Below are 24,749 nucleotides of genomic sequence, written 5' to 3'. Positions count from 1 at the left end.
CCTGAACAGCACCGGCCCCCACCGGTGCTGCCCACAGAGTAGGGGCGGGGCGCCCCGGTGGGGGCCGATTGGCGGAACTGTCCGAAGTCGTGCGGTCCTGCCGGACTCAGAGGCGGCGGGCGCCCGCCGAGGGGACGGCCGGGAACACTCCCGGCGCCGTGTACCCGGCGTCGGCGAAGGCCTTGCCGACGGCGGCCGCGACCGCTTCTGCCCGGTCCGTGTCGACGAGGACGACCGCCGAGCCGCCGAAGCCGCCGCCCGTCATCCGGGCGCCGAGCGCCCCGGCCGCGTTCGCCGTCTCGACGACGAGGTCCAGCTCCGGGCAGGAGACCCGCAGGTCGTCCCGGAGCGAGGCGTGGCCTTCGGTCAGCACGGGGCCGACCGCCCGGGTCTCGCCGGCGTCGAGGAGGGCGATCGCCCGGGCCACCCGCTCGTTGTCCGAAACCACGTGCCGCACGTACCGCAGAATCGTCTCGTCGCTCAGACGTCCGAGCGCTTCCGGCAGATGTGCGGCGCTCACCTCGCGCAGGGTGCGCACGCCGAGCGCCCGCGCACCCGCTTCGCAACCGGCGCGCCGCTCCGCGTACGCGCCGTCCCCGAGCGCGTGCTTCACGCGGGTGTCGACGACGAGCAGCGTCAGCCCCTCGCGGGCCAGGTCGAAGGGCACCTGGCGGGACGACAGGTCCCGGGTGTCCAGGTGGAGCGCGTGGCCCTCCCGCGCGCAGGCGGACGCCATCTGGTCCATGACCCCGCAGGGCACGCCGACGAAGGCGTTCTCGGCGCGCTGCGCGACGAGGGCGAGTTCGGGCCGGGTGAGCCCCAGGCCGAACAGGTCGTTCAGGGCGAGGGCGGTGACGACTTCCAGGGCGGCGGAGGACGACAGGCCCGCGCCGGTCGGCACGGTCGAGGAGACATGCACGTCGGCGCCCGTCACCGGGTGCCCGGCCTCCCGCAGCGCCCACACCACGCCCGCCGGGTAGGCGGCCCAGCCACCGCCCGAGAGCGGCTCGAGGGCGGCCACGTCCAGCTGGACGACCCCGCCGTCGACGTCGGCAGAGTGCAGGCGCAGGACGCCGTCGTCGCGGCGGGCGACGGCCGCGACGGTGGTGTGCGGCAGGGCGAGCGGCAGCACGAAGCCGTCGTTGAAGTCGGTGTACTCGCCGATGAGGTTGACCCGCCCGGGGGCCGCCCAGACCCCGTCGGGCGCGGCCCCGTACAGGGCCTCGAAGCCGGCTGCGACGCTCATGCGCGTCCCTCCCCTTCGGTGCGGCGTGCGAAGGCCCAGGCGTCGGCGACGATGTCAGCCAGGTCGGGCCGGGCCGGCCGCCAGCCGAGCCGCTCGTGGGCGGTCCGGGCGGAGGCGACCAGGACGGCCGGGTCGCCGGGGCGGCGCGCGGCGGCGATCTCGGGGACCGGGTGGCCGGTGACCTTCCGTACGGTCTCCACGACCTCGCGGACGGAGAAGCCGCTGCCGTTGCCGAGGTTGCAGACGAGGTGCTCGCCCGGGGGGACGGTCTTCGCCGTCATGGCGTCGAGGGCCAGGAGGTGGGCCTCGGCGAGGTCGGCGACGTGGATGTAGTCGCGGACGCAGGTGCCGTCGGGCGTGGGGTAGTCCTCGCCGTAGACGGAGATCGCCTCGCGGCGGCCCTGGGCGACCTGGAGGACCAGCGGGATCAGGTGCGACTCGGGCTCGTGCCGCTCGCCGGTCTCCCCGTACGCCCCGGCGACGTTGAAGTAGCGCAGGCTGACGGCGGCCAGGCCGTGCGCCGCGCACTCGCCGCCGATCATGTGGTCGACGGCGAGCTTGCTCGCGCCGTACGGGCTGGTGGGCGCGGTCGGCGCGGACTCGGTGATCGGCACCGTCTCCGGCTCGCCGTAGGTGGCGGCCGTGGAGGAGAAGACCAGGCGGCGGACCCCGGCGGCGCGCATGGCGGCGAGCAGGGCCATGGTGCCGCCGACGTTGTTCTCCCAGTACTTCTCCGGCTTGGCGACGGACTCGCCGACCTGGGAGAAGGCGGCGAAGTGCAGCACGCCGTCGAAGGAGCCGTCCAGCCACCGGGCGGCGTCCTGGACGCGGCCCCGGACGAACTCGGCGCCCGGCGGGACGGCCTCGGCGAAGCCGGTGGAGAGGTCGTCGAGGACGGTGACGCGGTGGCCGCGCTCCAGGAGGTGGGCGGCGACGACGCTGCCCACGTATCCCGCGCCGCCCGTCACCAGGTACTTCTTCACGTCCGTGCTCACGTGTTGCTCGCCACCTCTCGGAGTCGTCGGGCCGCGTCCTCCGGCCGTACGTCGTTCATGAACGCGCCCATGCCGGACTCGGTGCCCGCGAGGAACTTCAGCTTGCCGGACGCCCGTCGGACGGTGAAGAGCTCCAGGTGGAGCCCGAAGTCCTCGCGCCTCGCGTCCGTGAACGGCGCCTGGTGCCAGGCGGCGATGTAGGGCGTCGGCGGCTCGTCGGGACCGAAGATCCGGTCGAAGCGCCTCAAGAGTTCCAGGAGGACCTGTGCGCACTCTGTGCGCTCGTCCTCGTCGAGGCCGAGCAGGTCGGGGACGCGCCGCTTGGGGTGGAGGTGGACCTCGTACGGCCAGTGGGCGGCGTACGGCACGAAGGCGATCCAGTGGTCCGTCTCCAGGACCACCCGCTCGCCGTCGGCGCGCTCGCGGGCGACGACGTCGTCGAAGAGGTTCCGGCCGGTCGCCCGCCGGTGCTCGTCGATCCTGCGCCGGGTCTGGGCGGTGCGGGGCGTGACGTACGGGAAGGCGTAGATCTGGCCGTGGGCGTGGGGCAGCGTGACGCCGATCTCGCGGCCCCGGTTCTCGAAGCAGTAGACCTGCTCGACGCCGGGGAGGGCGGAGAGTTCGGCGGTGCGGTCGGTCCAGGCGTCGAGGACGAGCCGGGCGCGCTCCTCGTCGAGGTCGGCGAAGGAGGCGGTGTGGTCGTCGGTGAAGCAGACGACCTCGCAGCGGCCGACGCCCCCGGAGAGGGAGGGGAAGCGGTTCTCGAAGACCGCGACCTCGTAGCTCTCCTCGGGGATCTCGCTCTCGCGGCCGCCGGTGGAGGGGCAGAGGGGGCAGAGGTCGGCCGGCGGGTGGTAGGTGCGGGCCTGCCGGTGGGAGGCGATGGCGACGGCGTCGCCGGTGAGCTCGTCGACGCGGATCTCGGAGCGGGAGACGACGGGCGCGAGGGGGCGCGGGTCGACGGCGGTGCGGACGACGTCGTCGCGGGAGTCGTAGTAGATCAACTCGCGCCCGTCGGCGAGCGTGGTGACGGTCTTCTTCACGGGGGCGCCCTCCGGCAGGATCAAACAGAACCACCCACAAGGAATCACATTCAAACACCCTCGTCAACGGCGGAGCCCGGCCCCGCCGCACGGAGCCGGAAGCGATCATTCCCAGGGAGGTCCCACCGGGGCCCCGGCGCCCGCCGCGGGAGCGCTCCGGAGGCGCCACGAAGCGCTACGGCAGCGCCCCGCGCCGCCCCTGCACCGCCCGCTGCCCCGGCACCACCCGGTCGAGCAACCCCGTCCGCGCCGCGAGCGCCGCCGCCTCCAGCCGCGAACCGACGCCCAGCTTCATCAGGACCCGCTGCACGTGCGTCCTGGCCGTGCTCGGCGCGATGCCCATCCCCGCCGCGATCAGCCGGGTGTCCTCCCCCTCCGCGACCCGGACGAGGACCTCCACCTCCCGCTGCGTCAGCAGCCGCAGCAGCCGCTGCCCCTCGTCGTCCTGCCGCACCGACGGGTTCAGCAGCTCCGCGAAGGCACCCTGGAGCAGCTGCGGCGCCACCGCCGCCTCCCCCGCCCGCGCCTTCATCAGGGCCCGCTCGACGCCCTCGATGCGCTCGTCGTGCCGCACGTACCCGGAGGCGCCGGCCGCGAACGCCGCCGCGATCCCCAGCGGCGACGGCACCGGCCCCAGCACCACCACGGCCACCTGCGGCCGTTCCCGCTTGATCCGTACGACCGGGTCGAAGGCGCCCGGTTCGGCCGGCGCCGCCGTCCCCAGCAGGCACACCTCCGGCGCCCGGCCCACCACCAGCTCCGCGGCGCCCGCCACCGGCGCCGCGGCCGCGAGCACCCGGTGCCCGCGCAGCTTCAGCGCCGAGGCGAGCGCCTCCGCGAGCAGGCGGTGATCGTCCACCACGACGAGGCGCACGCCCATCCGGTCTTCCCCCATCCTCCGGGCCCGCCGCTCCCCGGCACGCCTGACCCGGCAAGCTACACGCTCCCCCGCCGACCGGGCGCCCAACCGCGCGAGGGCCCCTCCGGACGAACCGGAGGGGCCCTCGTGCGCGGCTGCGGCGCGGGCGTCAGCCCTTGGTGCTGTAGGAGACGACCAGGAACTTCTTCGCCGACGGGGAGTCGGACACCCGGGCCTTGCTCACGTACGTCTGCGAGATGAAGAACCGGCCGTCGCCGTAGAGGAACTCACCGCCGTTGACGCTGAAGCTCGTCTCGGCGTCCCTGGACGCGTCGTCCGAGGGGTTCTCCATCAGCAGCGTCTCCTTCATGGTGCCGCCGTCGACGGAGACGATCCGGCCGCCCTTGTCGTACGGCGGGGCCTTGTAGGCGATGATGTTGCCGCCGTCCATGCGGAGCGGGATCAGCGTGTACGAGTCGCCCGCGTCGGCCTTCTCGGGGACGATCCGGCCGGTGGCCAGGTCGAAGGCGACGATCTCGTTGGTCTCGTCGCCGAACTCGCCGCTGCTGCCCTCGTGTTCCTCGGTCGGCACGTACAGCCGGCCGTTGCCGACGAGCGCCTGCGAGCAGGACTCGACCTCGGTGGAGCGGCAGCGGGCCGCGTACCGGTCGGCGTCCGCCGTGATCTTCGCCTTCAGCTTCCCGGTCTTCTCGTCGATGGAGAAGAAGTCCGAGATGCCGCTGCCGTCACCGGCGCTGTCGCCGACGTCGGCGGCGACGACCAGCGGCTTGGTGGAGACGATCGACGCCCACTTCACGCCGGTCGGCATCTTGTACTGCCAGAGCGGCGCGCCCGAGGTGGGGTTGAGGCCCTGGATCACCACCGACTGGGACGGGTAGTTGCCGCACTTGCGGACGGCGACGAGTCCGGCGCCGCCGCCGTAGCCGAGGTCGTAGCACTCCTCCTCGTTGGCCTGCGGCTTCCAGCGCGGGTTGCCGTTGGCGGCGTCGAAGGCGGCGCCGCCGTCGGAGCCGCCCGCGGCCACGGTCTGGCCGTGCAGCGTGACCTCGCTGAACCGCGCCTTCTCGTCACCGGCGGTGCCGCCGGTGACGGAGGACGACCAGAGCAGCTTGCCGGTCTTCAGGTCGACCATGCCGACCTGGGTGCAGTTCTGGTAGTAGCGCGGCGGGACCCGCTTGGTGGCCTCGAAGAGGATCGGCACCTTGTAGTCGGCCGTCATGTGGCGCGAGGCGCCGCAGACCTGACCGGTCAGCGGCAGGGTCCACAGGGGCGTGCCCTTGTCGAGGTCGTAGCCGACGATCGAGTTGACGCCCGTCTTCACGTACGCCGTGTCGGTGATCCAGGAACCGGCGACGTCCGTGAGGTCCGGGACCTTCGGCTCGGCGATCTGGAAGCCGACCTTGGACTGGACGTTCGCCGGGGCCTTCTCCTTGCCGCCGCCGCCGAGGCCCTGGGAGCCGCCGCCGTTGCCGCCGGAGCCCTGCGTGGAGCCGGTGGTGCCCTTGGCGTCCGGGCCCTTGTCGTCGCCGCTCCCGGAGTTGGCGTACCAGATGCCGCCGCCGACGATCAGGACGACGGCCACGGCGGCCGCGATGACGATCTGGAGCTGTGCGGACAGCTTCCGGCCGCCGGGCGCGGGGGCGGGCGCCGGGACGGGCGGCTGCTGGTAGCCGTACCCCTGCTGGGGCTGGGTGGGGTAGCCGTACGGCGGCGGGACCGGCTGCTGGTGCTGCGGGGGCGCGGCCGGGTAGCCGTACGGCTGCTGCGGGGCCTGCGGGGGCTGCTGCGGGTAGCCGTAGTGGGGGTCCGGCGGCGGCGCCTGCTGGGGGTAGCCGTAACCGGGCTCCGGCGCGGGCGCGTGCTGCGGGTAGCCGTAACCGGGCTCCGGCTGCTGCTGGGGGGGCGTCGGGGCGCCGAAGCCGCCCTGCGGCGGGTTCGGCTGGCCCGGCGGCTGGCTCGGCGGCTGGCTCGGCGGCTGGTTCGGCGGCTGGCTCGGCGGAGGGGGTGGCTGGGTCATCGGTCCGAGTACCTCACTTGCTGAACGCCATCATCGTCTTGACCTGCTTCTCTTCCTCGTCGTTCGCCGCGGAGACGCGGCCGCTGGCGACCACGAAGGTGCCGCTGCCGTAGGCGTAGCCGCCGTCGTAGAAGTTGCTTTCGATGGAGGACGTCGAGGCGGGGTGCTGCTGCAGGATCTTCGGCGCGCCGCCGGTCGGGGCGAGCGTCGCGACGGCGCCGCCCGCGTCGAACGCCGGCTCCACGTACACGAGCACCTGGGAGCCCTCCATGCGCAGCGGCGTCATGCTCTGCTCGCCGGGGGCCTTGGAGCGCCACTTGGCCTTGCCGGTCCGCAGGTCGAAGGCGACGACCTCGTTGGGCTTGCCGTAGTCGGTCTCGGTCGCCATGTAGAAGGTGTGGGCGTCGGCGGCGACGCCCGTGCAGCCCTGGAGGTTCTTGCCGAAGATGATCAGACCGCCGCCGCAGCGGGGGGCGAACTTGTCGTTGCCGCCCTGGATCTGGGAGCGCAGCGTGCCGTTGGCGTTGAGCGCGAAGACGGTCCACTTCTTCTGCTCGCGCTGGGTCGCGGAGACCACCAGCGGGTCCACCGAGTACACCTTGTCGACCTCCCAGTTGGGCTCCAGCTTGAAGCTCCACTTGGCCTTGCCGGTGTTCGGGTCGACCTCGCTGACGGCCTGGACCTTCTTCTCCACGTCGCCCGAGGGGCAGTCGTAGGCGCCGATCAGCTTGCTCCCGCCCGCGTACGCGAAGGGCTTGCAGCCGCTCGCGGGGCCGGAGAAGATCTGCTTCCCGGTGGCGAGGGAGAAGCCGAAGGCGGTGCTGGAGCCGGCCGCGGTGAGGGTGTTGCCGCTGATGGCGAGGGTGTTGTCGGAGAAGGAGAAGAGGCCCTTGCCCTTCGGGATGACGCCCTTCCAGCCCGCCTTGCCGGTCTTCAGGTCGATCTGCTGGAGCCCGGTGCACTTGGCGCCGTCGTCGGCGCTCTCCTCGTGGGCGAAGACCATGACGCCGTTCGCGGACGGCTCGGCGGGCGTGGCGCACAGCTCGAACGGCAGGTCGACGTGCCACTTGAGCTTGCCGTCGCTGAGGTTGTAGCCGTCGACGCCCTTGTACATCGCCTTGACGACGGTGTCGCCGACGATCCAGGGGCCGTAGGCGTCGGCGCCGTTGCGGGGCAGGTCGACGTCGTTCTTGACCAGCCAGTTGACCTTCGCCTCGCCGGGCTTGCGGCCGGCGTTGAGGTCCTCCTCGCCGTTGCCGGCGTCGCCGTCGCCGCTGCCGTCGCCCTGGTCGACCGACTCGGTCGGCTTCGGCGTCGGGGTGGCCGGACCGGTGGCGGTCGGCGGCTGGGCGACCGGGTCCTTCTCGTCGTCCCCGCCGACGACGGCCCAGGTGGTCACCGCGGCGACGAGGACGGCGCCGGCGGCGATCGCCGCGACGAGCCCGGTCCGGCCCTTGAAGGGGCCGCCACCGCCGGGCGGGGGCGGCGGGGTGGGCGCGCCCGGGTACGCGGGCTGCGTCGGGTAGCCGCCGTAGGGGCCGGGCTGCGGCTGGCCCTGCTGCGGGTAGCCGTACGGGCCGGGCTGCTGGGGCTGCCCGTACGGGCCGGGGGCCTGCTGCGGGTAGCCGTACGGCCCCGGCTGCTGGGGCTGCTGCGGCGGGACCGGCGGCATCTGCGGCGGCTGGCCCGGCATGGGCGGCGGGACGGGCGGAACACCCGGGGCCGGGGTGCCCTGGTTCGGGTCCTGGGGAGCTCCGAAGCCCCCCGGCGGCTGGTTGCTGGGCGGCTGGGTCATCAGCGTTTCCCCCTAGACGTGAGCGGGTTGTCTTTCTACCACTCACGCAATGGCGCAAAAGTGACCGGTCCGCCCCTTGTACCCAAGGGAGGACCGGCCCGTGATGCCCTCGTTATGCGTCCTCGGCGAGTTCGAGCCAGCGCATCTCCAGTTCCTCGCGTTCACCCGCGAGTTCCCGGAGCTCCGCGTCGAGCTTCGCCACCTTCTCGAAATCGGTGGCGTTCTCGGCGATCAGCGCGTGCAGCTTCGCCTCCTTCTCGGAGACCTTGTCGAGCTGCCGCTCGACCTTCTGCAGCTCCTTCTTGGCGGCGCGGGCGTCGGCGGCGGACACGCCCGGCTTCTGCTGCGCGGGCGCCGCAGCGGCCGGGGCAGGAGCCGCGGCCTCGATCATCCTCTGCCGTCGCTCCAGGTACTCGTCGATGCCGCGCGGCAGCATCCGCAGCGCCCGGTCGCCGAGGAGCGCGAACGTGCGGTCCGTGGTCCGCTCCAGGAAGAACCGGTCGTGGGAGATGACGACCATCGACCCCGGCCAGCCGTCGAGGAGGTCCTCCAGCTGGGTCAGCGTCTCGATGTCCAGGTCGTTGGTGGGCTCGTCGAGGAAGAGGACGTTGGGCTCGTCCATCAGGAGCCGCAGCAGCTGGAGCCTGCGGCGCTCACCGCCGGAGAGGTCGCCGACCGGCGTCCACTGCTTCTCCTTGCCGAAGCCGAACTGCTCGCACAGCTGCCCGGCCGTCATCTCCCGTCCCTTGCCGAGGTCGACGCGGTCGCGGATCTGCTGCACGGCTTCCAGGACCCGGAGGGTGCCCGGGAGTTCGGTGACGTCCTGCGACAGGTAGGCGAGCCGGACGGTCTTGCCGACGACGATCCGGCCGCGCGGCGGCTGCTTCTCGCCCTGCGAGACGGCCGCCTCCGCGAGCGCCCGGAGGAGTGAGGTCTTGCCCGCGCCGTTGACGCCGACGAGGCCGACGCGGTCACCGGGGCCCAGCTGCCAGGTGAGGTGCTCCAGGAGCGTCTTGGGTCCGGCGGTGACGGTCACGTCCTCCAGGTCGAAGACCGTCTTGCCGAGCCGGGCGTTGGCGAACTTCATCAGCTCGCTCGTGTCGCGCGGCGGCGGCACGTCCTCGATGAGCGCGTTGGCCGCCTCGACGCGGAAGCGGGGCTTGGACGTACGGGCCGGGGCGCCGCGCCGCAGCCAGGCCAGCTCCTTGCGGACCAGGTTCTGCCGCTTGACCTCCTCCGTCGCGGCGATCCGCTCCCGCTCGGCCCGCGCGAACACGTAGTCGGAGTAGCCGCCCTCGTACTCGAAGACGGCACCGCGCTGCACGTCCCACATGCGGGTGCAGACCTGGTCGAGGAACCAGCGGTCGTGGGTGACGCAGACGAGCGCCGAGCGGCGGGTCTGGAGGTGCCGGGCGAGCCAGGCGATGCCCTCGACGTCGAGGTGGTTGGTGGGCTCGTCGAGGACGATCAGGTCCTGGTCCTCGATGAGCAGCTTGGCGAGCGCGATGCGCCGCCGCTCGCCGCCGGAGAGCGGCCCGATGACCGTGTCGAGCCCCTTCTCGAACCCGGGCAGGTCCAGCCCGCCGAAGAGCCCGGTGAGCACGTCGCGGATCTTGGCGCTGCCGGCCCACTCGTGGTCGGCCATCACGCCGATCACCTCGTGCCGGATGGTCGCCTCCGGGTCGAGCGAGTCGTGCTGCGTGAGCACCCCGAGCCGCAGCCCGCCACTGTGCGTGACGCGCCCGGTGTCGGCGTCCTCCAGCTTGGCCAGCATCCGGACGAGGGTGGTCTTGCCGTCGCCGTTGCGGCCGACGACACCGATGCGGTCCCCCTCGGAGACGCCGAGCGAGACCCCGTCGAGCAGGGCACGGGTGCCGTACACCTTGCTGACGTTCTCGACATTGACGAGGTTGACGGCCACGTTGACTCCTGACGGGGTGATCGATCGACGTCCAGGGTAGACCGTGAGGTGGCCGGTCACTCTTTGTGATGACGTGATCGACTTTCTGCCGCTGCCGTGGACAGCGGGCCGAAGAATCCCGCACATGGGAGGAGCCACGACCGCCGAGCAGACGACCAGGCCGACCGCGAAGAGGTCGGCGACCGCATGGCCGGTGCCGCCTCGCGAGGGCTGGACGGTGGACGACCTGGACACCCTGCCCGGCCTCCCGCCGCACACCGAGTTGATCGACGGGAGCCTGGTTCTCGTGAGTCCGCAGCGCCGTTTCCACAACCGGCTGAAGCTCGCCGTCCCCTTCTCCATCGACATCGACCTCACCGCGATCGACGAGATGTAGGCCGGTCCGCGGGCCGGTCCACCAGCAGCCACCCCGCCAGAGCCAGCCCCACCGCCACCGGGGCCGTCACCGGGACGGCGACCAGCGTCGCGGCGTGGCCCTCCAGGAGCCCGCCGAAGCCCGTCATCGACAGGCCGAGGACGCCGAAGAGCGCGAGCGCGATGCCCAGGGCGGCCAGCGGTCCCGATCCCCCCTCCCGGCGTATCGCGCCCGGAGCCTCGAAGCGGCGGAAGACGGCCACGAGCAGCGCCGTCAGCGCGGCGGCCGCGGCCACGCGCAGCGGGAGCTGCGCCCACCAGGCGCCCGAGGCCGGAGCCGGCAGCGCGCGGCCGAGCCCGAGCATCGCCCCGTACACCGCGAGCATCGCCGTCAGGTGCCAGAGGAACGCGGTCATCGCGATCCCGTTGGCGGCGACCACCGCCCGCCACACCCCGGCGCGGGCCACCAGACGGCCCCCGGGCCCCTTCAGCAGCTCGACCGCCCCGACGAGCCACAGGCCGTGGCAGAGCAGGGCCAGCGTCGGTGGAGCCATGTTGGAGACCTTCTCGCCCGGCATCCCCACCATCGACAGCGGGTACGGCCCGAGGGCGACGAGCGCGGCCGCGCCGAGGAGGCCCGCGCCGGCGAGCAGGGCCGGGCGGCGGATCATGCCGTCGGCGCGCAGGAAGCCGAGCTGGTGGACCGCGAGCCAGACGAAGGCGAAGTTGAGGAAGGCGACGAAGGGGACGTCCGCCGCGAACCGCAGGACGTCGACGAGGACGGCCGCGCCGACGAGCCCGGCGAACGCGCCCCAGCCGTACCGCTCGTGGAGCCGTAGCAACGGCGGGGTGAAGGCGACCATCGCCAGGTAGATCCCGATGAACCAGAGCGGCTGGGTGACGAGCCGCAGCGCGACCCCGGCCAGACCGCCGTCCGCCCCCGCCAGCTGGACGACGAGCGCGACGGCGCCCCACACCGCGACGAAGACCATCGTCGGCCGCAGCAGGCGCCGCAGCCGGGCCCGCAGGAAGACGGCGTACGCCGGCCGCGAGCGGTGCGCGAGGGCGTGCGAGAAGCCGCCCACGAAGAAGAAGACCGGCATGACCTGGAGCGCCCAGGTGGCGGGCTGGAGCGCCGGCACGACGGCGAGCAGGTTCCCGACCTGCCCGTCGGCGCCGACCGCCGCCATCAGCCAGTGCCCGAGCACCACGACGGCGAGCGAGGCGACCCGGAGCAGATCGACGTACCGGTCGCGGGTGGCCGGTGTGGCGGCGGCGAGTTCCCGAACGCTGAGTCCCATGCGCCCACGCTCCCGCGCCCGCGCGTCCGCCAACAGAGCGCGCATACTCACCTGTTGAGTGAGTACGGCCCCCTGCCCGGTGCGACGGTGCCCACCCCCGTGTGCCCACCCGTCCCGCCCCGGCGGAACGCATGCCCACAACGGGGGTCCCAGGGCGCGGCCCGCACGGGGGCCCAGGGCGCAGCCCGCACCGGGGGCGAGCGCAACCCGCGATGGGGGTGCGCGGCGTTAGGGCGTCAGGATCGTCGCGCCCGGGGACGGGGACGTCGTCGGGCGGGCCGTGCGGCAGGTGCCGGAGGACAGGAGCGCGGCGGCCACCGCCCGCGCAGCCTCCGCGTCCTTCACCAGGAACGCCGTCGTCGGCCCCGACCCCGACACCAGCGCCCCCAGCGCCCCCGCCTCCGTCCCGGCCGCCAGCGTCGCGGCCAGCGACGGCCGCAGGGAGAGCGCCGCCGCCTGGAGGTCGTTGGCGAGGGCGCCCGCGAGGGCGGTGGTGTCGCCGGTGCGCAGGGCCTCCAGGAGGGCCGGGGACGCGGCCGGCTCCGGCACGTCCGTGCCCTCGGTGAGCCGGTCGAACTCCCCGAAGACCGTCGGGGTGGAGAGCCCGCCGTCCGCGACGGCGAACACCCAGTGGAAGGTGCCGCCGACGGGCAGCGCGGTCAGCCTCTCGCCGCGCCCGGTCCCGAGCGCGGCCCCGCCGACGAGGCTGAACGGCACGTCGGAGCCCAGCTCGGCGCAGATCTCCAGGAGTTCCTCGCGCGGGGTGTGCAGGCCCCAGAGCGCGTCGCAGGCGAGGAGCGCGCCCGCCCCGTCCGCACTGCCGCCGGCCATGCCGCCGGCGACGGGGATGTCCTTGGCGATGTGGAGGTGGACGTCCGGCGCGATGCCGTGCCGGGCGGCGAGGACCTCGGCGGCCCGCGCGGCGAGGTTGGTGCGGTCGAGCGGCACCTTGTCGGCGTCGGGTCCCTCGCAGGTGACGGTCAGCGTCTCCGCGCGGGTGGCGGTGACCTCGTCGTACAGGGAGACGGCGAGGAAGACGTTGGCGAGGTCGTGGAAGCCGTCGGGGCGGGCCGCGCCGACGGCGAGCTGGACGTTGACCTTGGCGGGGACGCGGACCGTGACACCGCCGGCGGGGGCCGTCACGCCTTCGCCTCCGCGATCCGGGCGAACTCCTCGACGGTCAGCGCCTCGCCGCGGGCCTGCGGCGAGATGCCGGCCCGTACGAGCGCCTCCTCCGCCGCCGCGGGCGAGCCCGCCCAGCCGGCGAGGGCGGCCCGCAGGGTCTTGCGGCGCTGGGCGAAGGCCGCGTCGACGACCGCGAACACGTCCTCCTTGGCGGCGGTGGTGGCGAGCGGCTCGCCGCGGCGGACCAGGGAGACGAGGCCCGAGTCGACGTTGGGGGCCGGCCAGAAGACGTTGCGGCCGATGGAACCGGCCCGCTTGACCTCCGCGTACCAGTTCGCCTTCACCGACGGCACGCCGTACACCTTGTTGCCGGGCTTCGCGGCGAGCCGGTCGGCGACCTCGGCCTGGACCATGACGAGGGTCCGCTCGATGGTCGGGAAGCGGTCCAGCATGTGCAGCAGCACGGGCACGGCGACGTTGTACGGCAGGTTGGCGACGAGCGCGGTGGGCGGCGGGCCCGGCAGCTCCTGGACGTGCATCGCGTCGGAGTGCACGAGCGCGAAGCGGTCCTTCTTCTCCGGGAGGCGGGCCGCGATGGTGGCGGGCAGGGCCGCGGCGAGGACGTCGTCGATCTCGACGGCGGTCACCCGGTCGGCGACCTCCAGGAGGGCCAGGGTGAGGGAGCCGAGTCCGGGCCCCACCTCCACGACCACGTCGTCGGGGCGCACCTCGGCCGTGCGGACGATGCGCCGGACCGTGTTGGCGTCGATGACGAAGTTCTGGCCCTTCTGCTTCGTGGGGCGCACGCCGAGGGCGGCGGCCAGCTCACGGATGTCGGCGGGGCCGAGGAGGGCGTCGGGGCTTTCGGGGCCGGTGGTGGTGCTCACCGGTACAGCCTACGGCCGCAGTGGGGCCAGGGACTCGCCCCCCGCTGCACGTAGAGCTTCTTCGCCCGGTAGGTCTGCTCGGCGGCGGGCGCGTCCTGGGCGACTCCGGTGCCGCCGAGGGAGCGCCAGGTGCCGGGGTCGAACTGGTAGAGGCCGCCGTAGGTGCCGGAGGGGTCGACGGCGTCCGGGCGGCCGCCGGACTCGCAGGCGGCCAGCGCGCCCCAGTCGAGGCCGTCGGCTCCGGCGACGGAGGTGGGCAGGGGGCGGGTGCCGACGCGGACGGTGCGGTTGACGGGGGCGCGGACGATCTCCTCGCCGGTCCTGCGGGGCCGTTCGCGGACGCCGTTGACGGTCCGCACGCTGTACGTGACGCGGCGGACGCCCTGGACGCCCTGCCGTTCGACGACCTCGGTGCCGGCGAAGAGCGCGGGGTCGCGGACGCGCTCGACGGCGTACGGGACGGCCTCGTCGCGGATCTGGCGGGAGCCGGTGATGCGGAGCACGGTGATCGTCTGGCCGTCGCGCGGGAAGGCGTCGGCGGGCACGGAGGTGGTGTCCTCGCCGGAGAGGGTGATCCCGGCCTCGGCGAGGGCCTCGTGGACGGTCGCCGCGTTGGTGCGGACGGTCCGCTCGCGGCCGTCGGCGAGGAAGGTGACGGCCCGCTCGGTGCGGACGTCGAGGGCGAGGCCGTGCCGGGAGATGGCGGCCGACCGCGAGACGGAGAGGTGGGCGCCCTCGGCGCGGACGCCGAGCTGGCGCAGGGCCGCCTCGACGGTCCGCGCGGTGGTCCACACCTGGCGGTGGTGGCCGTCGAGGGTGAGGGCGACGGGGCGGCCGTACCGGACGACGATCTCGTCGCCGCTGGTGAGGGCCTCGCCGGGGGCGGGGGCGACGATGTCGTGCGCGCCGACGGTGAGCCCCTCGTCGGCGAGGAGTTCGTCGACGTCGTCGGCGAAGGTGTGGAGGGTGCGGGGCACGCCGTCGACGGAGAGCCGCACGGCCTTGTCGTCGGCGACGAAGGCGCTGGTGCCGCCGGCGAGGAAGGCGACGACGAGGGCCTGCGGGACGAGCCGCCGGAGCCCTTCGGCGCCGCCGCCGGTGGACGGTTTGCGGCGGTGGGCGCGGGAGGCCCGGCGGGCGGCGGCGCGGGAGCCCTGGCCCGGGACGGCGGCGCCACCGGCGGCGGCGGTGTCGGCGGACGGACCGGCGGGGGCTCCGCCGGCGGGCGCGAAGGGCGGGACGACGAGCGCCGCCTGGGTCGGCTGCTCGTGGACGGGGAGGGTCGCCGCCCGCCTGCCCGCGCGGTGACTGCCCTGCGAAGTGCTCACGAGGCCGGGACCCTAGCCCCGGCCCCGGTCACCCAGCGGCGCGACGCGACTACGAGACGTAACCGTTATGGATCAGTAATCGAAGGCGCGGGCCGTGTTCACGGCGATCGCCTCGGCCAGTTCGTTCTCCCCGATGCCGCGGACCTGCGCCATCGCCCGGACGGTGACGGGGATCAGGTACGGGGCGTTGGGGCGGCCCCGGAACGGCGCAGGGGTCAGGAACGGGGCGTCCGTCTCGACGAGGACGCGGTCGAGCGGGGCGACGGCGAGCGCGTCCCGCAGCGGCTGGGCGTTCTTGAAGGTGACGTTGCCCGCGAAGGACATGTAGTAGCCCTTGGCGGCGCAGATCCGGGCCATGTCGGCGTCGCCGGAGTAGCAGTGGAAGACCGTCCGCTCGGGGGCGCCCTCCTCGTCGAGGACGCGCAGGACGTCGGCGTGGGCCTCCCGGTCGTGGATGACGAGGGCCTTGCCGTGGCGCTTGGCGATCTCGATGTGGGCGCGGAAGGAACGCTCCTGCGCCGCCATGCCCTCCGGGCCGGTGCGGAAGAAGTCGAGGCCGGTCTCGCCGACGCCGAGGACGTGCGGGAGGGCGGCGAGCCGGTCGATCTCGGCGAGCGCGTCGTCGAGCGCCGCGTCGCCGCCCGCCTCGCGCGCGCCCTGGCGCGACCAGCCGTCGGGGTCGCCGAGGACGATCCGCGGGGCCTCGTTGGGGTGGAGGGCGACGGCCGCGTGCACGTTCGCGTGCGCGGCGGCGGTCTCGGCCGCCCACTGGGAGCCCTTCACGTCGCAGCCGACCTGCACGACGGTCGTCACGCCGACGGCGGCGGCCTTGGTGAGGGCCTCCTCGACCGTGCCCGCCTGCATGTCGAGGTGGGTGTGGGAGTCCGCGACCTCGACGAGGAGGGGTTCGGGCAGCGGCGGCGGGGCGTCCTTGGCACTCATGGCCCCGATCGTACGAGGGCCATGAGTGCGAGGCGGGGCCTACCTGCGCCGGAAGGGGTGCAGGAGGTCCGAGAGGTGCCAGTGGTGCGGCACCGGGGGCGTCCCGGCGTCGTCCTCGGTGAGTTCCTGGCCGATCGGTCCGGCGGGTGAGACGGGCTTCGTCGCCCTCGCCCCCGGGTGGTGCTTCTCGGTCGCGGCGATCAGGTCGATGACCGACGACACCTGACCCGCGCGCATGATGCGGACGACGTGGCCGCCGCAGTTCATGCAGGTGGGACGGGACAGCGGCGAGGGGACCCGCTCCCCCTCGGCCTTGTAGACGACGAATTCCTGGCCGGCGGCGTCGACGTGGTGCTCGATGTCGTACGCCTGCTCCCAGCCGTATCCACAGCGCATGCAGGCGAAGGCGTACGCCTCATGGGCGACGGATATGCCGGTGCCGGTGATCTCGCTCATTCCAGCTCCTCTCCACTGGTCCAGTGGACGCCTTTTCGGGCCGGAGCGCATCAGCGGGGGGCGAACCATGGAAGGCTTTTGGCTCTTCCCTTGCCAAGTACCCGAGGAAAGGGTCCCGGCGCCGGTTTCGGCTTTGCCTTTCAGATTAGCCCTTTACCCTTTCCCGGGCCCGGGACGACCTTTCCCGGGCCCGGGAGGGTTGAGGGCCTACCGGCCTCCCCCGCCCCCCGCCGCGTCCGCGTTCTTCGCCGCGACGACGGCGTCGAACACCTCCCGCTTGGGCAGGCCCGCCTCGGCCGCGACGGCCGCGATGGCCTCCTTGCGCCGCTCGCCCGCCTCCTCCCGCACCCGCACCCTGCGCACCAGCTCCTCGGCGTCCAGCTCCTGCGGGCCGGCCTCCGGGGCGCCCTCGACGACGACCGTGATCTCGCCGCGTACGCCCTCGGCCGCCCAGGCCGCGAGTTCGGCGAGGGGGCCGCGCCTGACCTCCTCGTACGTCTTGGTCAGCTCGCGGCAGACGGCGGCCCTGCGCTCGGCGCCGAAGACCTCCGCCATCGCGGCGAGGGTGTCGTCGAGCCGGTGCGGGGCCTCGAAGTAGACGAGGGTCCGCCGCTCGTCCGCGACCTCGCGGAGCCGGCCGAGGCGCTCCCCCGCCTTCCTGGGCAAGAAGCCCTCGAAGCAGAAGCGGTCCACGGGCAGGCCGGAGAGCGCGAGCGCGGTGAGCACGGCGGACGGGCCGGGGACGGCTGTCACCTTGACGTCCTGCTCGACGGCGGCGGCCACGAGCCGGTAGCCAGGGTCCGACACGGACGGCATGCCCGCGTCCGTCACGAGCAGCACCCGGGCGCCGCCGACGAGGGCCTCGACCAGCTCCGGCGTACGAGCGGACTCGTTGCCCTCGAAGTAGGAGACGACCCTCCCCTTGGTGTGGACGCCGAGCGCCCGGGTCAGCCCGCGCAGCCGCCGGGTGTCCTCGGCGGCCACGATGTCCGCGTTCTCCAGCTCGGCGGCGAGCCGCGGCGGGGCGTCCGCGATGTCACCGATGGGGGTCCCTGCGAGTACCAGCGTTCCTGTCACACGGGTCATCCTCCCAGCCCGGACAGGCGACGCGCACAGGCGCGTTCCCTACGATGGCGCGGTGACCAGTACCGCACCCGAGGCCCTGGAGGGCCAGCACCCCATGGCACCGACCGTGGCAGAGCCCTCTTCGTGGCAGCACAGACTGCGGCGCTTCGGCTACCGGCCCCCCGCGACCGGCAGCCTCACGATCGGCCTGCGCGACCGGCTCGTGCCGCCGTACGCGCGGCCGTCGGAACGCCTGTGGCCGCTGCTCGGCATCGGTCCCGGCGCAGCCGACCGGCTGTGGCGGCTGGCCGGCTGGGGCGGCCCGCTGCTGGTCGCGGCGGTCGCGGGCCTGCTGCGGTTCTGGAACCTCGGCAAGCCGCACGCGGTGATATTCGACGAGACGTACTACGCGAAGGACGCCTGGGCCCTCATCAACAACGGGTACGAGGGCGCCTGGCCCAAGGACGTCGACAAGACGATCCTGAGCGACCCGGGGTCGGTGCCCATCCCGACCGACCCGGGGTACGTCGTCCACCCGCCGATGGGCAAATGGGTGATCGGCGTCGGCGAGAAGCTCTTCGGCTTCGAGCCGTTCGGCTGGCGCTTCATGGTGGCGCTGCTCGGCACGCTCTCCGTCCTGATGCTCTGCCGGATCGGACGGCGGCTCTTCCGTTCCACGTTCCTCGGCTGCCTGGCGGGCCTGCTGCTCGCCGTCGACGGCCTGCACTTCGTGATGAGCCGCACCGCGCTCCTCGACCAGGTGCTGATGTTCTTCGTGCTGGCCGCCTTCGGCTGCCTCGTCGTCGACCGCGACCGGGCGCGGGCGCGGCTCGCGGCGGCGCTCCCCGAGGACGAGGAGGGCGTGCTGCGGCCGGACGGCGAGATCGCGGACGCGCTGCGTCTGGGGTGGCGGCCGTGGCGGCTTGCCGCGGGCGTGATGCTGGGCCTGGCGGCGGCCACCAAGTGGAACGGTCTGATGTTCCTGGCCGCCTTCGGTCTGATGACGGTGCTGTGGGACGTCGGCGCCCGGCGCACGGCGGGCGCCGTCCGCCCGTACGTCGCCGCGTTCAAGCGGGACGTCGTCCCGGCGTTCGTGTCGACCGTGCCGGTCGCGCTCGCCACCTACCTGGCCACCTGGTCGGGCTGGCTCGCCTCCGACAAGGGCTACTTCCGCAACTGGGCGGCCGAGCAGGACAAGCTGACCGGCGGCGGCACGTGGAGCTGGCTGCCCGAGTGGCTGCGGAGCCTGTGGCACTACGAGTACGCCGTGTGGGACTTCCACGTGAAGCTCACCTCGCCGCACACGTACGAGTCGAACCCCTGGTCCTGGATCGTCCTCGGCCGCCCCGTCTCGTACTTCTACGAGTCCCCGGCGCCCGGCGTGAACGGCTGCCCGGCCACCGCCCGGGAGAAGTGCGCCCAGGAGATCCTCGCCCTCGGCACCCCGCTCCTGTGGTGGGCCGCCTGCTTCGCCCTCCTGTACGTCCTGTGGCGCTGGGCCTTCCGCCGGGACTGGCGCGCGGGAGCGATCGCCTGCGCCGTCGCCACCGGCTGGCTGCCCTGGCTCCACTACCAGGAGCGCACGATCTTCCTCTTCTACGCGGTCGTCTTCGTCCCCTACCTGTGCCTGGCCGTCGCCATGACGCTCGGCGCGGTCATCGGCCCGCGGGGCTCCTCGGAACGCCGCCGCACGATCGGCGCGGTGACGGCGGGCGTGATCGTCCTGCTGATCGTCTGGAACTTCATCTACTTCTGGCCGATCTACACGGCGACCCCGATCCCGATCGACCAGTGGCGCGCTCGGATGTGGCTCGACACCTGGGTGTGACCGGGACGGGAGTGACGATTGTTGCTCGACACACGCATGTGACGGGTGTTTGACTGCTGGCTCCACCTGGGGAGGGGAGCGCCGTCATGCGCGGGGGAGTCAAGGGAACGATCGTCGGGGGCGTGTTCGTCGTCGTGGCGAGCGGGGTCGGCTACGGGGGCTACAACCTCTGGAACGGGATCACCGGCGGGGAGAGCTCCGTCGGTACGCGAAGCGCGGGGGCGCCGGGGGGCGTGGGTGCCCCGGGGAGCGGGCCGGTGACCGGCGACGAGGTCACCGCCACCGCCGAGGCCTTCCTGGCGGCGTGGGCGGCCGGGGAGTCCGACCGGGCCGCCCAGTTGACGAACGACCCGGTCGCGGCGGGGCCCGCGGTGGCCGCCTACCGGACCGGGGCCTCCGTGTCGGCGGCCGAGATCACACCGGGGGCGGCGACCGGGCCGACGGTGCCGTTCACGGTGCGGGCCACCGTCACGTACGAGGGCGTGTCGAAGCCCTGGACGTACGCGTCGAAGCTCACGGTCGTGCGGGGCGCCACGACCGGCCGGCCGCTGGTGCAGTGGCGGCCGGGCGTCCTGCACCCGGACCTCGCGGCGGGCGGCACGCTGCGGACGGGCGTCCCGGAGTCCGCGTCCGTCAAGGCCGTCGACCGGAACGGGGTGGAGTTGTCGGCGGAGACGTACCCCTCGCTCGGGCCGGTCCTCGCCCGGCTCCGCGAGCGGTACGGCGCGAAGGCGGGCGGCGAGACCGGTGTCGCGACGTGGATCGAGTCGGGCAGCGGCTCGGTGCCCGACACGACGCTCCTGGTCCTGAAGAAGGGCCGGCCCGGCATGCTCAGGACCACGATCGACCCCGAGGTGCAGGCGGCGGCGGAGAAGGCCGTGAAGGCGTACGGCTCGGCGTCGGTGGTCGCCGTCGAGCCCTCGACGGGCGCGATACGGGCCGTGGCGAACAGCCCCGCGCAGGGGTTCAACGCCGCCTTCGAGGGGCGGCAGGCGCCCGGCTCGACGATGAAGATCGTCACCGCGGCGATGATGATGCGGCACGGGCTCGCCGGTCCCGGCAGCGTGGTGGCCTGCCCGCCGACGGTCACGTGGTTCGGCTACACCGTCCACAACCTCAAGGACTTCCGCATCGACGGCGGCACGCTCACCGACGCCTTCGCCCGCTCCTGCAACACCGCCTTCATCAAGGCCGTCCGGCCCCTCGACGACGAGGAGCTCGCCGACACCGCGCTCGGCGACACGGCCCGCGACTGGTTCGGCATCGGCGCCGAGTGGAACGTGGGCGTCGCCGCGTCGGACGGCTCCGTGCCCGCGTCGTCGGGCACCGAGACCGCCGCCTCGTACATCGGGCAGGGCCGCATCACGATGAGCGCCCTCAACGTCGCCTCGCTCTCCGCGACCGTGAAGGACGGCACCTTCCGCCAGCCGTTCCTGGTCGCGCGGGATCTCGACGACCGGCCCTTCGCCACCGCCGCGCCGCTCCCCGACGAGGTCGCCTCGGGCCTGCGCCGCATGATGGGCGCGGCGACCCGGGGCAGCGGCACGGCGGCGGAGGCGATGGCCGGGGTCCCGGCCCCGAAGGGCGCCAAGACCGGCTCCGCCGAGGTCGGCGACCAGGCCACGTCGAACAGCTGGTTCACGGGCTACTCCGGCGACCTGGCGGCCGCGGCCGTCGTCCAGTCGGGCGGCCACGGCGGCGACGCGGCGGGCCCGGTGGTGGCGCGGGTCCTGAAGGCGGGCTGAACGGTCGGCGCCCGGCGCCCCGCACACGGTCTTCGCCCTCCCCCCGAAGGAACTCGTCACCCACGCGGGGGCGACGGTGGCGGACGTCCGCGAGCGGTAACGGCCCGCCGGCCCGCGCGGGCCGGCAGGCCGCCGGGATCACCAGAGTTCGGAGAAGTTCACCGTCACGCTCACGTTGGACTGCTCGATCTCCACGAACTCCTCCTCCGCGGCGGCGGCGGCCCCGGCCCCCGCGAGGACACAGACGGCGACGGCGAACACGGAAGCGGCCACGCGCACGGCGTTGCGGATCACGATTCCTCCTTCAGATCGACAGCAAGGACATCCCACGTAACGCCACGAATGCCCCCCGGCCACCGAGCCACGCGGCACACCCGGTGCTGAAACGATCAGCCTTCCACCAAGGGGACGTACGCCCGCGCACACGTGCCCCCCTGACGTCCGTCAGGCGTCCGCCTCCTCGTCCAGGATCTCGCGGAAGTGGCTGTTCACCGCGAGCAGGCCGCCGTCCACGCGCAGGGTGGTGCCGGTGATCCAGCAGGCGTCGCGGGAGGCGAGGAAGGCGACGGCCGCGGCGATGTCCTCGGGGGTGCCGACGCGGCCCAGGGGGTAGGCGCGGTCGGCCAGGGCGGTGAGGGCGCGTTCCCTGCCCGCCCAGGCGGTCGTGGCGATCGTGCCGGGGTTGATCTGGTTGACGCGGACGCCGTGCCGGGCCGCCTCGCCCGCCAGGGTGCGGGTGAGGGAGCCGAGGGCCGCCTTGGCGGCGCTGTAGGCGTGGTCGCCGAAGTCGGCCTCGGCGTTGACGGAGCCGATGGTCACGACGGCGCCCCGGCCCCCGGCCCCGGCGAGGAGCGGGAGGGCCGCGCGGCAGCAGTGGACGGCGCCCATGAGGGTGACGTCGAGCTGGCGCCGCCAGGCCGCGTCCGGGTCCGGGTCGATGGGGGCGAAGGCGTTGTTGACGAGGACGTCGAGGCCGCCGAACTCCCGTACCGCGTACGCCATCGCCTCGTCCACCGACTCCCGGTCGCCGACGTCGCAGCGGAGCCAGCGGGCGTCCGGGAGCGCGGCGGCCGTCTCGCGGGCCGCCGCCTCGTCGATGTCGGTGACCAGGACCCGCGCGCCCTCCGCCGCCAGGCGGCGCGCGGTCGCCGCTCCGATGCCGCGCCCCGCGCCCGTGACGAGCGCCGTGTAGTCGTCGAATCGCCTCGTGAGATCCATGGGCCCGATCTCAGCATCGAACCCGCCTTGCCGCCACCTATCGTTTTTCGATAGATTCCTGTCGAGGGTCGAGAGATGGAGGACGGGTCGTGGGAAAACTGACGGTATGGGCGCTGCGCGCCGTGCTGGGTGGGCTGATCGCGGGGACGGTGTTCGTGCAGGCCGTGATGGTCCCGCTGCTCGCCGCCGATCTCGACGGCCCGGGAGGGGAGCTGACGCATCTGCGGACGCCCCTGATCGTGATCGTCCTGCTGGGTCTCGTGACCGTCCAGGTCGTCCTCGTCTCCGTGTGGCGGCTGGTGACGATGGTGCGGCGCGGGACCGTGTTCTCGCCCGGCGCCTTCCGGTACGTGCACCTGGTGATCGGCGCGTTCGTGGCCGCCGCGATCCTGGTGTTCACGGTCGCGGTGCTGCTCGCGCCGGGCGAGGCCGTCGCGCCGGGGATCGTGCTGCTGATCTGCGGGGTCTGTCTGGCGCTGCTCGGGGTCGCGCTCATCGTGCTGGTCCTGCGGATGCTGCTGGCCCAGGCGACCCGGATGCGGGTCGAGCTCGACGAGGTGATCTGATGCCGATCGTCGTCGACATCGACGTGATGCTCGCGCGGCGGAAGATGTCCGTGGGCGAGCTGGCGGAACGGATCGGCATCACGCCCGCCAACCTGGCCGTGTTGAAGAACGGCCGGGCGAAGGCGGTGCGGTTCACCACCCTCGCCGCCCTGTGCGAGGTCCTCGCCTGCCAGCCGGGCGACCTGCTCCGGTGGGAGGGGGACGGGTCCGAGGCCGGGGAGGAGGCCTGATCTCCGGGGGAGTTCCCCGCGGGAGCTTCCCTGGGGGGTTACCCGCGGGAGCTTCCCTGGGAAGTTCCTACGGATTCCCCAGGAGGGCCCTAGAGGGGCAGGCCGGAGACGGGCAGGCCGGTCAGGGCCTCCGTCGGCAGGCCCTTCACGGGCAGGCCGCCGAGCAGGTGCGCGGCCGAGCCGCTCGCGTCCAGCGCCTGCCCGGCCACCGGCTGGGCCGTGGTCAGGCCCGACTCGACCATCGGGGCGGCCTTGGCCACCACGTCGCCCGCGGGCGCCGGCAGGGTTTGCGCCGCCTCCTCGACCGGTACGGCCTGGGTCACGGCGCCCAGCGCCGCGGCCGCGTCGGGGTGGTCCGCCGCCTGGGCGGGGGTCGCGAGGGCCGCGACGGCCAGGGCTCCGAAGGCGGCGGCCAGGTTCTTACGGTTCACAGCGTTTCCTTCCTCGTGGCCGGGCCGGCGTCGGCACCGGCCCGCGTCCTGCCGTGGCCAACGAGCAGGAGCCCCCGGGGAAACGATCAGCCCCGGCGCTCCCCGCCGCGCTCCCGGCCGTCGAGCGCCGCGCGGACCGCCCGGACCAGGGCCTGGGCGCGCGGGTCGGCCGTGACCGTCTTGCGCATGCCGTTCGTGACGTACGCGAAGGCGACGCCCGACTCCGGGTCGGCGAAGCCGAGGGAGCCGCCGCGGCCCGGGTGGCCGAAGGAGGTGGGGCCGAGGAGCGGGGAGGCCGGGCCGTGGAGCATGTGGCCGAGGCCGAAGCGGGTGCCCACGACGAGCACCCGGTCGGGGCCGGCGGACTCCTCCGTACGCGCGAGGGTGAGCGTGGCGGGCGCGAAGAGACGGCCCGTCGCGGCGCCCGAGCCCCCCGCGGAGCCCGGCACGGACGCGGAACCCTCCCCCGGGTCCGGCGTCGCGAGCGGGCCCAACGTCGCCGCGTAGAAGCGGGAGAGCGCGCGGGCCGTGGCGACGCCCGCCGAGCCGGGGAGTTCGGCGCCGCAGTAGGCGGGGTCGTTCTCGTCGGGCGTGGGGTCGATGACGGCGAAGGCGCGCCGGGTGAGCGACGAGGGGTCGGCGTACGCCTCGGTCACCGACCGCTTGGGACGCAGCCGCAGCGCGCCGCTCCCGGCGGGTTCGACCTCCGCCACCGGGCCGAGGCGGCCGACGCGGTGGGCCTCGGTCCCGGGGAGGCCGATCCACAGGTCGAGGCCGAGCGGGCCGGCGATCTCGTCGGCGACCCAGCGGCCGATGGTCCGGCCGGTGACGCGGTGGACGAGGCCGGAGAGCAGCCAGCTGAAGGTGTGGGCGTGGTAGCCGTGGGCGGTGCCGGGCTCCCAGGCGGGGGCCTGGGCGGCGACGGCGGCGGTGGCCGTCGCGAGGTCGGTCGCCTCGGCGAGGGTGAGGGGGCGGTCGAGGACGGGGACGCCCGCGCGGTGCGCGAGCAGGTCCCGTACGGTCACGCGGTCCTTGCCCGCCGCCTTGAACTCGGGCCAGTACGTGGCCACGGGGGCGTCCAGGTCGAGCAGTCCGCGCTGGTGGAGCAGGAGCGGGACCGCGGCGGCGACGCCCTTGGTGGCCGAGCGGACGACCTGGGCCGTGGAAGCGGTCCAGGGCGCGCCGCCCTCGACGTCGCGGCTGCCCGCCCAGAGGTCGACGACCGGCCGGCCGTCGTGGTGGACGGCCACCGCCGCGCCGCGCTCGCCGCGCTCCGCGAAGTTGCGCAGGAACGCGTCCCTGACCGGCTCCCAGCCCGCCGCCACCGTGCCCTGGACGTCCACCTGTGCTCCTCGCTCGTGCTTTCGACCACCCAT

22 protein-coding genes and 2 pseudogenes are annotated in these 24,749 nt (G+C 73.9%); 6 read left to right on the top strand and 18 right to left on the bottom strand.

What is annotated here, in order from left to right; genetic code table 11:
- Window positions 1-106: 106 nt before the first annotated feature.
- From galK to ACWDVG_RS21080, 7 genes are all read right to left on the bottom strand, one after another.
- Window positions 107-1,246 (bottom strand): galactokinase, encoded by a 1,140-nt coding sequence (gene galK / locus ACWDVG_RS21110; RefSeq protein WP_451700839.1) that lies wholly within the window; start codon window positions 1,244-1,246, stop codon window positions 107-109.
- Window positions 1,243-2,241 (bottom strand): UDP-glucose 4-epimerase GalE, encoded by a 999-nt coding sequence (gene galE / locus ACWDVG_RS21105; RefSeq protein WP_451700838.1) that lies wholly within the window; start codon window positions 2,239-2,241, stop codon window positions 1,243-1,245. The genes galK and galE overlap by 4 nt, the downstream gene beginning before the upstream one ends.
- Window positions 2,238-3,284: a galactose-1-phosphate uridylyltransferase gene (gene galT / locus ACWDVG_RS21100; protein ID WP_451700837.1), complete on the bottom strand. Its 1,047-nt coding sequence runs from the start codon at window positions 3,282-3,284 to the stop codon at window positions 2,238-2,240. The genes galE and galT overlap by 4 nt, the downstream gene beginning before the upstream one ends.
- 175 nt (window positions 3,285-3,459) lie before the next feature.
- On the bottom strand, window positions 3,460-4,164 hold the full coding sequence (locus ACWDVG_RS21095) for a helix-turn-helix transcriptional regulator (RefSeq protein WP_451700836.1): 705 nt from the start codon (window positions 4,162-4,164) through the stop codon (window positions 3,460-3,462).
- 148 nt (window positions 4,165-4,312) lie between these two features.
- On the bottom strand, window positions 4,313-6,181 hold the full coding sequence (locus tag ACWDVG_RS21090) for an outer membrane protein assembly factor BamB family protein (protein WP_451700834.1): 1,869 nt from the start codon (window positions 6,179-6,181) through the stop codon (window positions 4,313-4,315).
- Window positions 6,182-6,194: 13 nt separating this feature from the next.
- Entirely contained in the window at window positions 6,195-7,976 is a 1,782-nt protein-coding gene (locus ACWDVG_RS21085) for an outer membrane protein assembly factor BamB family protein (RefSeq protein WP_451700833.1), read from the bottom strand.
- Between the two features lie 112 nt (window positions 7,977-8,088).
- A complete protein-coding gene (locus ACWDVG_RS21080; RefSeq protein WP_451700832.1) occupies window positions 8,089-9,897 on the bottom strand; it encodes an ABC-F family ATP-binding cassette domain-containing protein in 1,809 nt (602 codons plus the stop codon).
- Window positions 9,898-10,021: 124 nt separating this feature from the next.
- Between ACWDVG_RS21080 and ACWDVG_RS21075 the strand changes: the two are divergent.
- A pseudogene (locus ACWDVG_RS21075) lies at window positions 10,022-10,213 on the top strand (Uma2 family endonuclease); the annotation flags it as partial.
- Between the two features lie 37 nt (window positions 10,214-10,250).
- On the opposite strand, the gene ACWDVG_RS21070 reads toward ACWDVG_RS21075, so the two are convergent.
- The 7 genes from ACWDVG_RS21070 to rsmI form a co-directional block, all read right to left on the bottom strand.
- A complete protein-coding gene (locus tag ACWDVG_RS21070) occupies window positions 10,251-11,552 on the bottom strand; it encodes an acyltransferase family protein (RefSeq protein ID WP_451700831.1) in 1,302 nt (433 codons plus the stop codon).
- A 228-nt stretch (window positions 11,553-11,780) separates the two neighbouring features.
- On the bottom strand, window positions 11,781-12,695 hold the full coding sequence (locus ACWDVG_RS21065) for a 4-(cytidine 5'-diphospho)-2-C-methyl-D-erythritol kinase (RefSeq protein WP_451700829.1): 915 nt from the start codon (window positions 12,693-12,695) through the stop codon (window positions 11,781-11,783).
- Window positions 12,692-13,564 carry a 16S rRNA (adenine(1518)-N(6)/adenine(1519)-N(6))-dimethyltransferase RsmA gene (gene rsmA / locus ACWDVG_RS21060; protein ID WP_451700828.1) on the bottom strand — a complete coding sequence of 291 codons (873 nt, stop codon included), beginning with the start codon at window positions 13,562-13,564 and terminating at the stop codon, window positions 12,692-12,694. The genes ACWDVG_RS21065 and rsmA overlap by 4 nt, the downstream gene beginning before the upstream one ends.
- Window positions 13,561-14,892: a ubiquitin-like domain-containing protein gene (locus ACWDVG_RS21055; protein ID WP_451700827.1), complete on the bottom strand. Its 1,332-nt coding sequence runs from the start codon at window positions 14,890-14,892 to the stop codon at window positions 13,561-13,563. Before ACWDVG_RS21055 ends, rsmA begins: the two co-directional genes overlap by 4 nt.
- Before the next feature lie 72 nt (window positions 14,893-14,964).
- Entirely contained in the window at window positions 14,965-15,834 is an 870-nt protein-coding gene (locus ACWDVG_RS21050; RefSeq protein WP_451700826.1) for a TatD family hydrolase, read from the bottom strand.
- A 39-nt stretch (window positions 15,835-15,873) separates the two neighbouring features.
- Window positions 15,874-16,290, bottom strand: coding sequence for a hypothetical protein (locus ACWDVG_RS21045; protein WP_451700825.1), 417 nt, complete (start codon window positions 16,288-16,290; stop codon window positions 15,874-15,876).
- A 207-nt stretch (window positions 16,291-16,497) separates the two neighbouring features.
- Window positions 16,498-17,376, bottom strand: coding sequence for a 16S rRNA (cytidine(1402)-2'-O)-methyltransferase (rsmI, locus tag ACWDVG_RS21040; RefSeq protein WP_451700824.1), 879 nt, complete (start codon window positions 17,374-17,376; stop codon window positions 16,498-16,500).
- A gap of 52 nt (window positions 17,377-17,428) precedes the next feature.
- Between rsmI and ACWDVG_RS21035 the strand changes: the two genes are divergently transcribed.
- The 3 genes and pseudogenes from ACWDVG_RS21035 to ACWDVG_RS21025 all read left to right on the top strand — a co-directional run.
- Window positions 17,429-19,183, top strand: coding sequence for a dolichyl-phosphate-mannose--protein mannosyltransferase (locus ACWDVG_RS21035; RefSeq protein WP_451700823.1), 1,755 nt, complete (start codon window positions 17,429-17,431; stop codon window positions 19,181-19,183).
- 86 nt (window positions 19,184-19,269) lie between these two features.
- Window positions 19,270-20,928, top strand: coding sequence for a penicillin-binding transpeptidase domain-containing protein (locus ACWDVG_RS21030; protein WP_451700822.1), 1,659 nt, complete (start codon window positions 19,270-19,272; stop codon window positions 20,926-20,928).
- Between the two features lie 4 nt (window positions 20,929-20,932).
- A pseudogene (locus tag ACWDVG_RS21025) lies at window positions 20,933-21,028 on the top strand (YbaK/EbsC family protein); the annotation flags it as partial.
- A gap of 38 nt (window positions 21,029-21,066) precedes the next feature.
- Here ACWDVG_RS21025 and ACWDVG_RS21020 read toward each other — a convergent pair.
- On the bottom strand, window positions 21,067-21,222 hold the full coding sequence (locus tag ACWDVG_RS21020; RefSeq protein WP_451700820.1) for a hypothetical protein: 156 nt from the start codon (window positions 21,220-21,222) through the stop codon (window positions 21,067-21,069).
- A gap of 150 nt (window positions 21,223-21,372) precedes the next feature.
- Window positions 21,373-22,146, bottom strand: a complete 774-nt coding sequence (locus ACWDVG_RS21015; RefSeq protein ID WP_451700819.1) for an SDR family NAD(P)-dependent oxidoreductase — start codon at window positions 22,144-22,146, stop codon at window positions 21,373-21,375.
- 89 nt (window positions 22,147-22,235) lie between these two features.
- Between ACWDVG_RS21015 and ACWDVG_RS21010 the strand changes: the two genes are divergently transcribed.
- Together ACWDVG_RS21010 and ACWDVG_RS21005 are read left to right on the top strand one after the other, a co-directional pair.
- Entirely contained in the window at window positions 22,236-22,712 is a 477-nt protein-coding gene (locus ACWDVG_RS21010; protein WP_451700817.1) for a DUF2975 domain-containing protein, read from the top strand.
- A complete protein-coding gene (locus tag ACWDVG_RS21005) occupies window positions 22,712-22,942 on the top strand; it encodes a helix-turn-helix domain-containing protein (protein ID WP_451700816.1) in 231 nt (76 codons plus the stop codon). Before ACWDVG_RS21010 ends, ACWDVG_RS21005 begins: the two co-directional genes overlap by 1 nt.
- A gap of 89 nt (window positions 22,943-23,031) precedes the next feature.
- Here the strand turns inward: ACWDVG_RS21005 and ACWDVG_RS21000 are convergent, their stop codons facing one another.
- Together ACWDVG_RS21000 and ACWDVG_RS20995 are read right to left on the bottom strand one after the other, a co-directional pair.
- Window positions 23,032-23,373 carry an ATP-binding protein gene (locus ACWDVG_RS21000; RefSeq protein WP_451700815.1) on the bottom strand — a complete coding sequence of 114 codons (342 nt, stop codon included), beginning with the start codon at window positions 23,371-23,373 and terminating at the stop codon, window positions 23,032-23,034.
- A gap of 86 nt (window positions 23,374-23,459) precedes the next feature.
- Window positions 23,460-24,749 carry a serine hydrolase domain-containing protein gene (locus ACWDVG_RS20995; RefSeq protein ID WP_451700814.1) on the bottom strand — a complete coding sequence of 430 codons (1,290 nt, stop codon included), beginning with the start codon at window positions 24,747-24,749 and terminating at the stop codon, window positions 23,460-23,462.

The organism is Streptomyces sp. NPDC003327 (genome assembly GCF_053589515.1).
The sequence above is the reverse complement of the archived record's forward strand: the minus strand, read 5'-3'. Positions and strand labels throughout refer to the sequence as shown.

Coding starts and splice junctions, on each gene's coding strand:
- galK (WP_451700839.1), bottom strand. CDS start 1,246: ATGAGCGTCGCAGCCGGCTTCGAGGCCCTGTACGGGGCCGCGCCCGAC.
- ACWDVG_RS21095 (WP_451700836.1), bottom strand. CDS start 4,164: ATGGGCGTGCGCCTCGTCGTGGTGGACGATCACCGCCTGCTCGCGGAG.
- ACWDVG_RS21090 (WP_451700834.1), bottom strand. CDS start 6,181: ATGACCCAGCCACCCCCTCCGCCGAGCCAGCCGCCGAACCAGCCGCCG.
- ACWDVG_RS21085 (WP_451700833.1), bottom strand. CDS start 7,976: ATGACCCAGCCGCCCAGCAACCAGCCGCCGGGGGGCTTCGGAGCTCCC.
- ACWDVG_RS21070 (WP_451700831.1), bottom strand. CDS start 11,552: ATGGGACTCAGCGTTCGGGAACTCGCCGCCGCCACACCGGCCACCCGC.
- ACWDVG_RS21050 (WP_451700826.1), bottom strand. CDS start 15,834: ATGAGTGCCAAGGACGCCCCGCCGCCGCTGCCCGAACCCCTCCTCGTC.
- ACWDVG_RS21045 (WP_451700825.1), bottom strand. CDS start 16,290: ATGAGCGAGATCACCGGCACCGGCATATCCGTCGCCCATGAGGCGTAC.
- rsmI (WP_451700824.1), bottom strand. CDS start 17,376: ATGACCCGTGTGACAGGAACGCTGGTACTCGCAGGGACCCCCATCGGT.
- ACWDVG_RS21030 (WP_451700822.1), top strand. CDS start 19,270: ATGCGCGGGGGAGTCAAGGGAACGATCGTCGGGGGCGTGTTCGTCGTC.
- ACWDVG_RS21015 (WP_451700819.1), bottom strand. CDS start 22,146: ATGGATCTCACGAGGCGATTCGACGACTACACGGCGCTCGTCACGGGC.
- ACWDVG_RS21005 (WP_451700816.1), top strand. CDS start 22,712: ATGCCGATCGTCGTCGACATCGACGTGATGCTCGCGCGGCGGAAGATG.
- ACWDVG_RS20995 (WP_451700814.1), bottom strand. CDS start 24,749: ATGGGTGGTCGAAAGCACGAGCGAGGAGCACAGGTGGACGTCCAGGGC.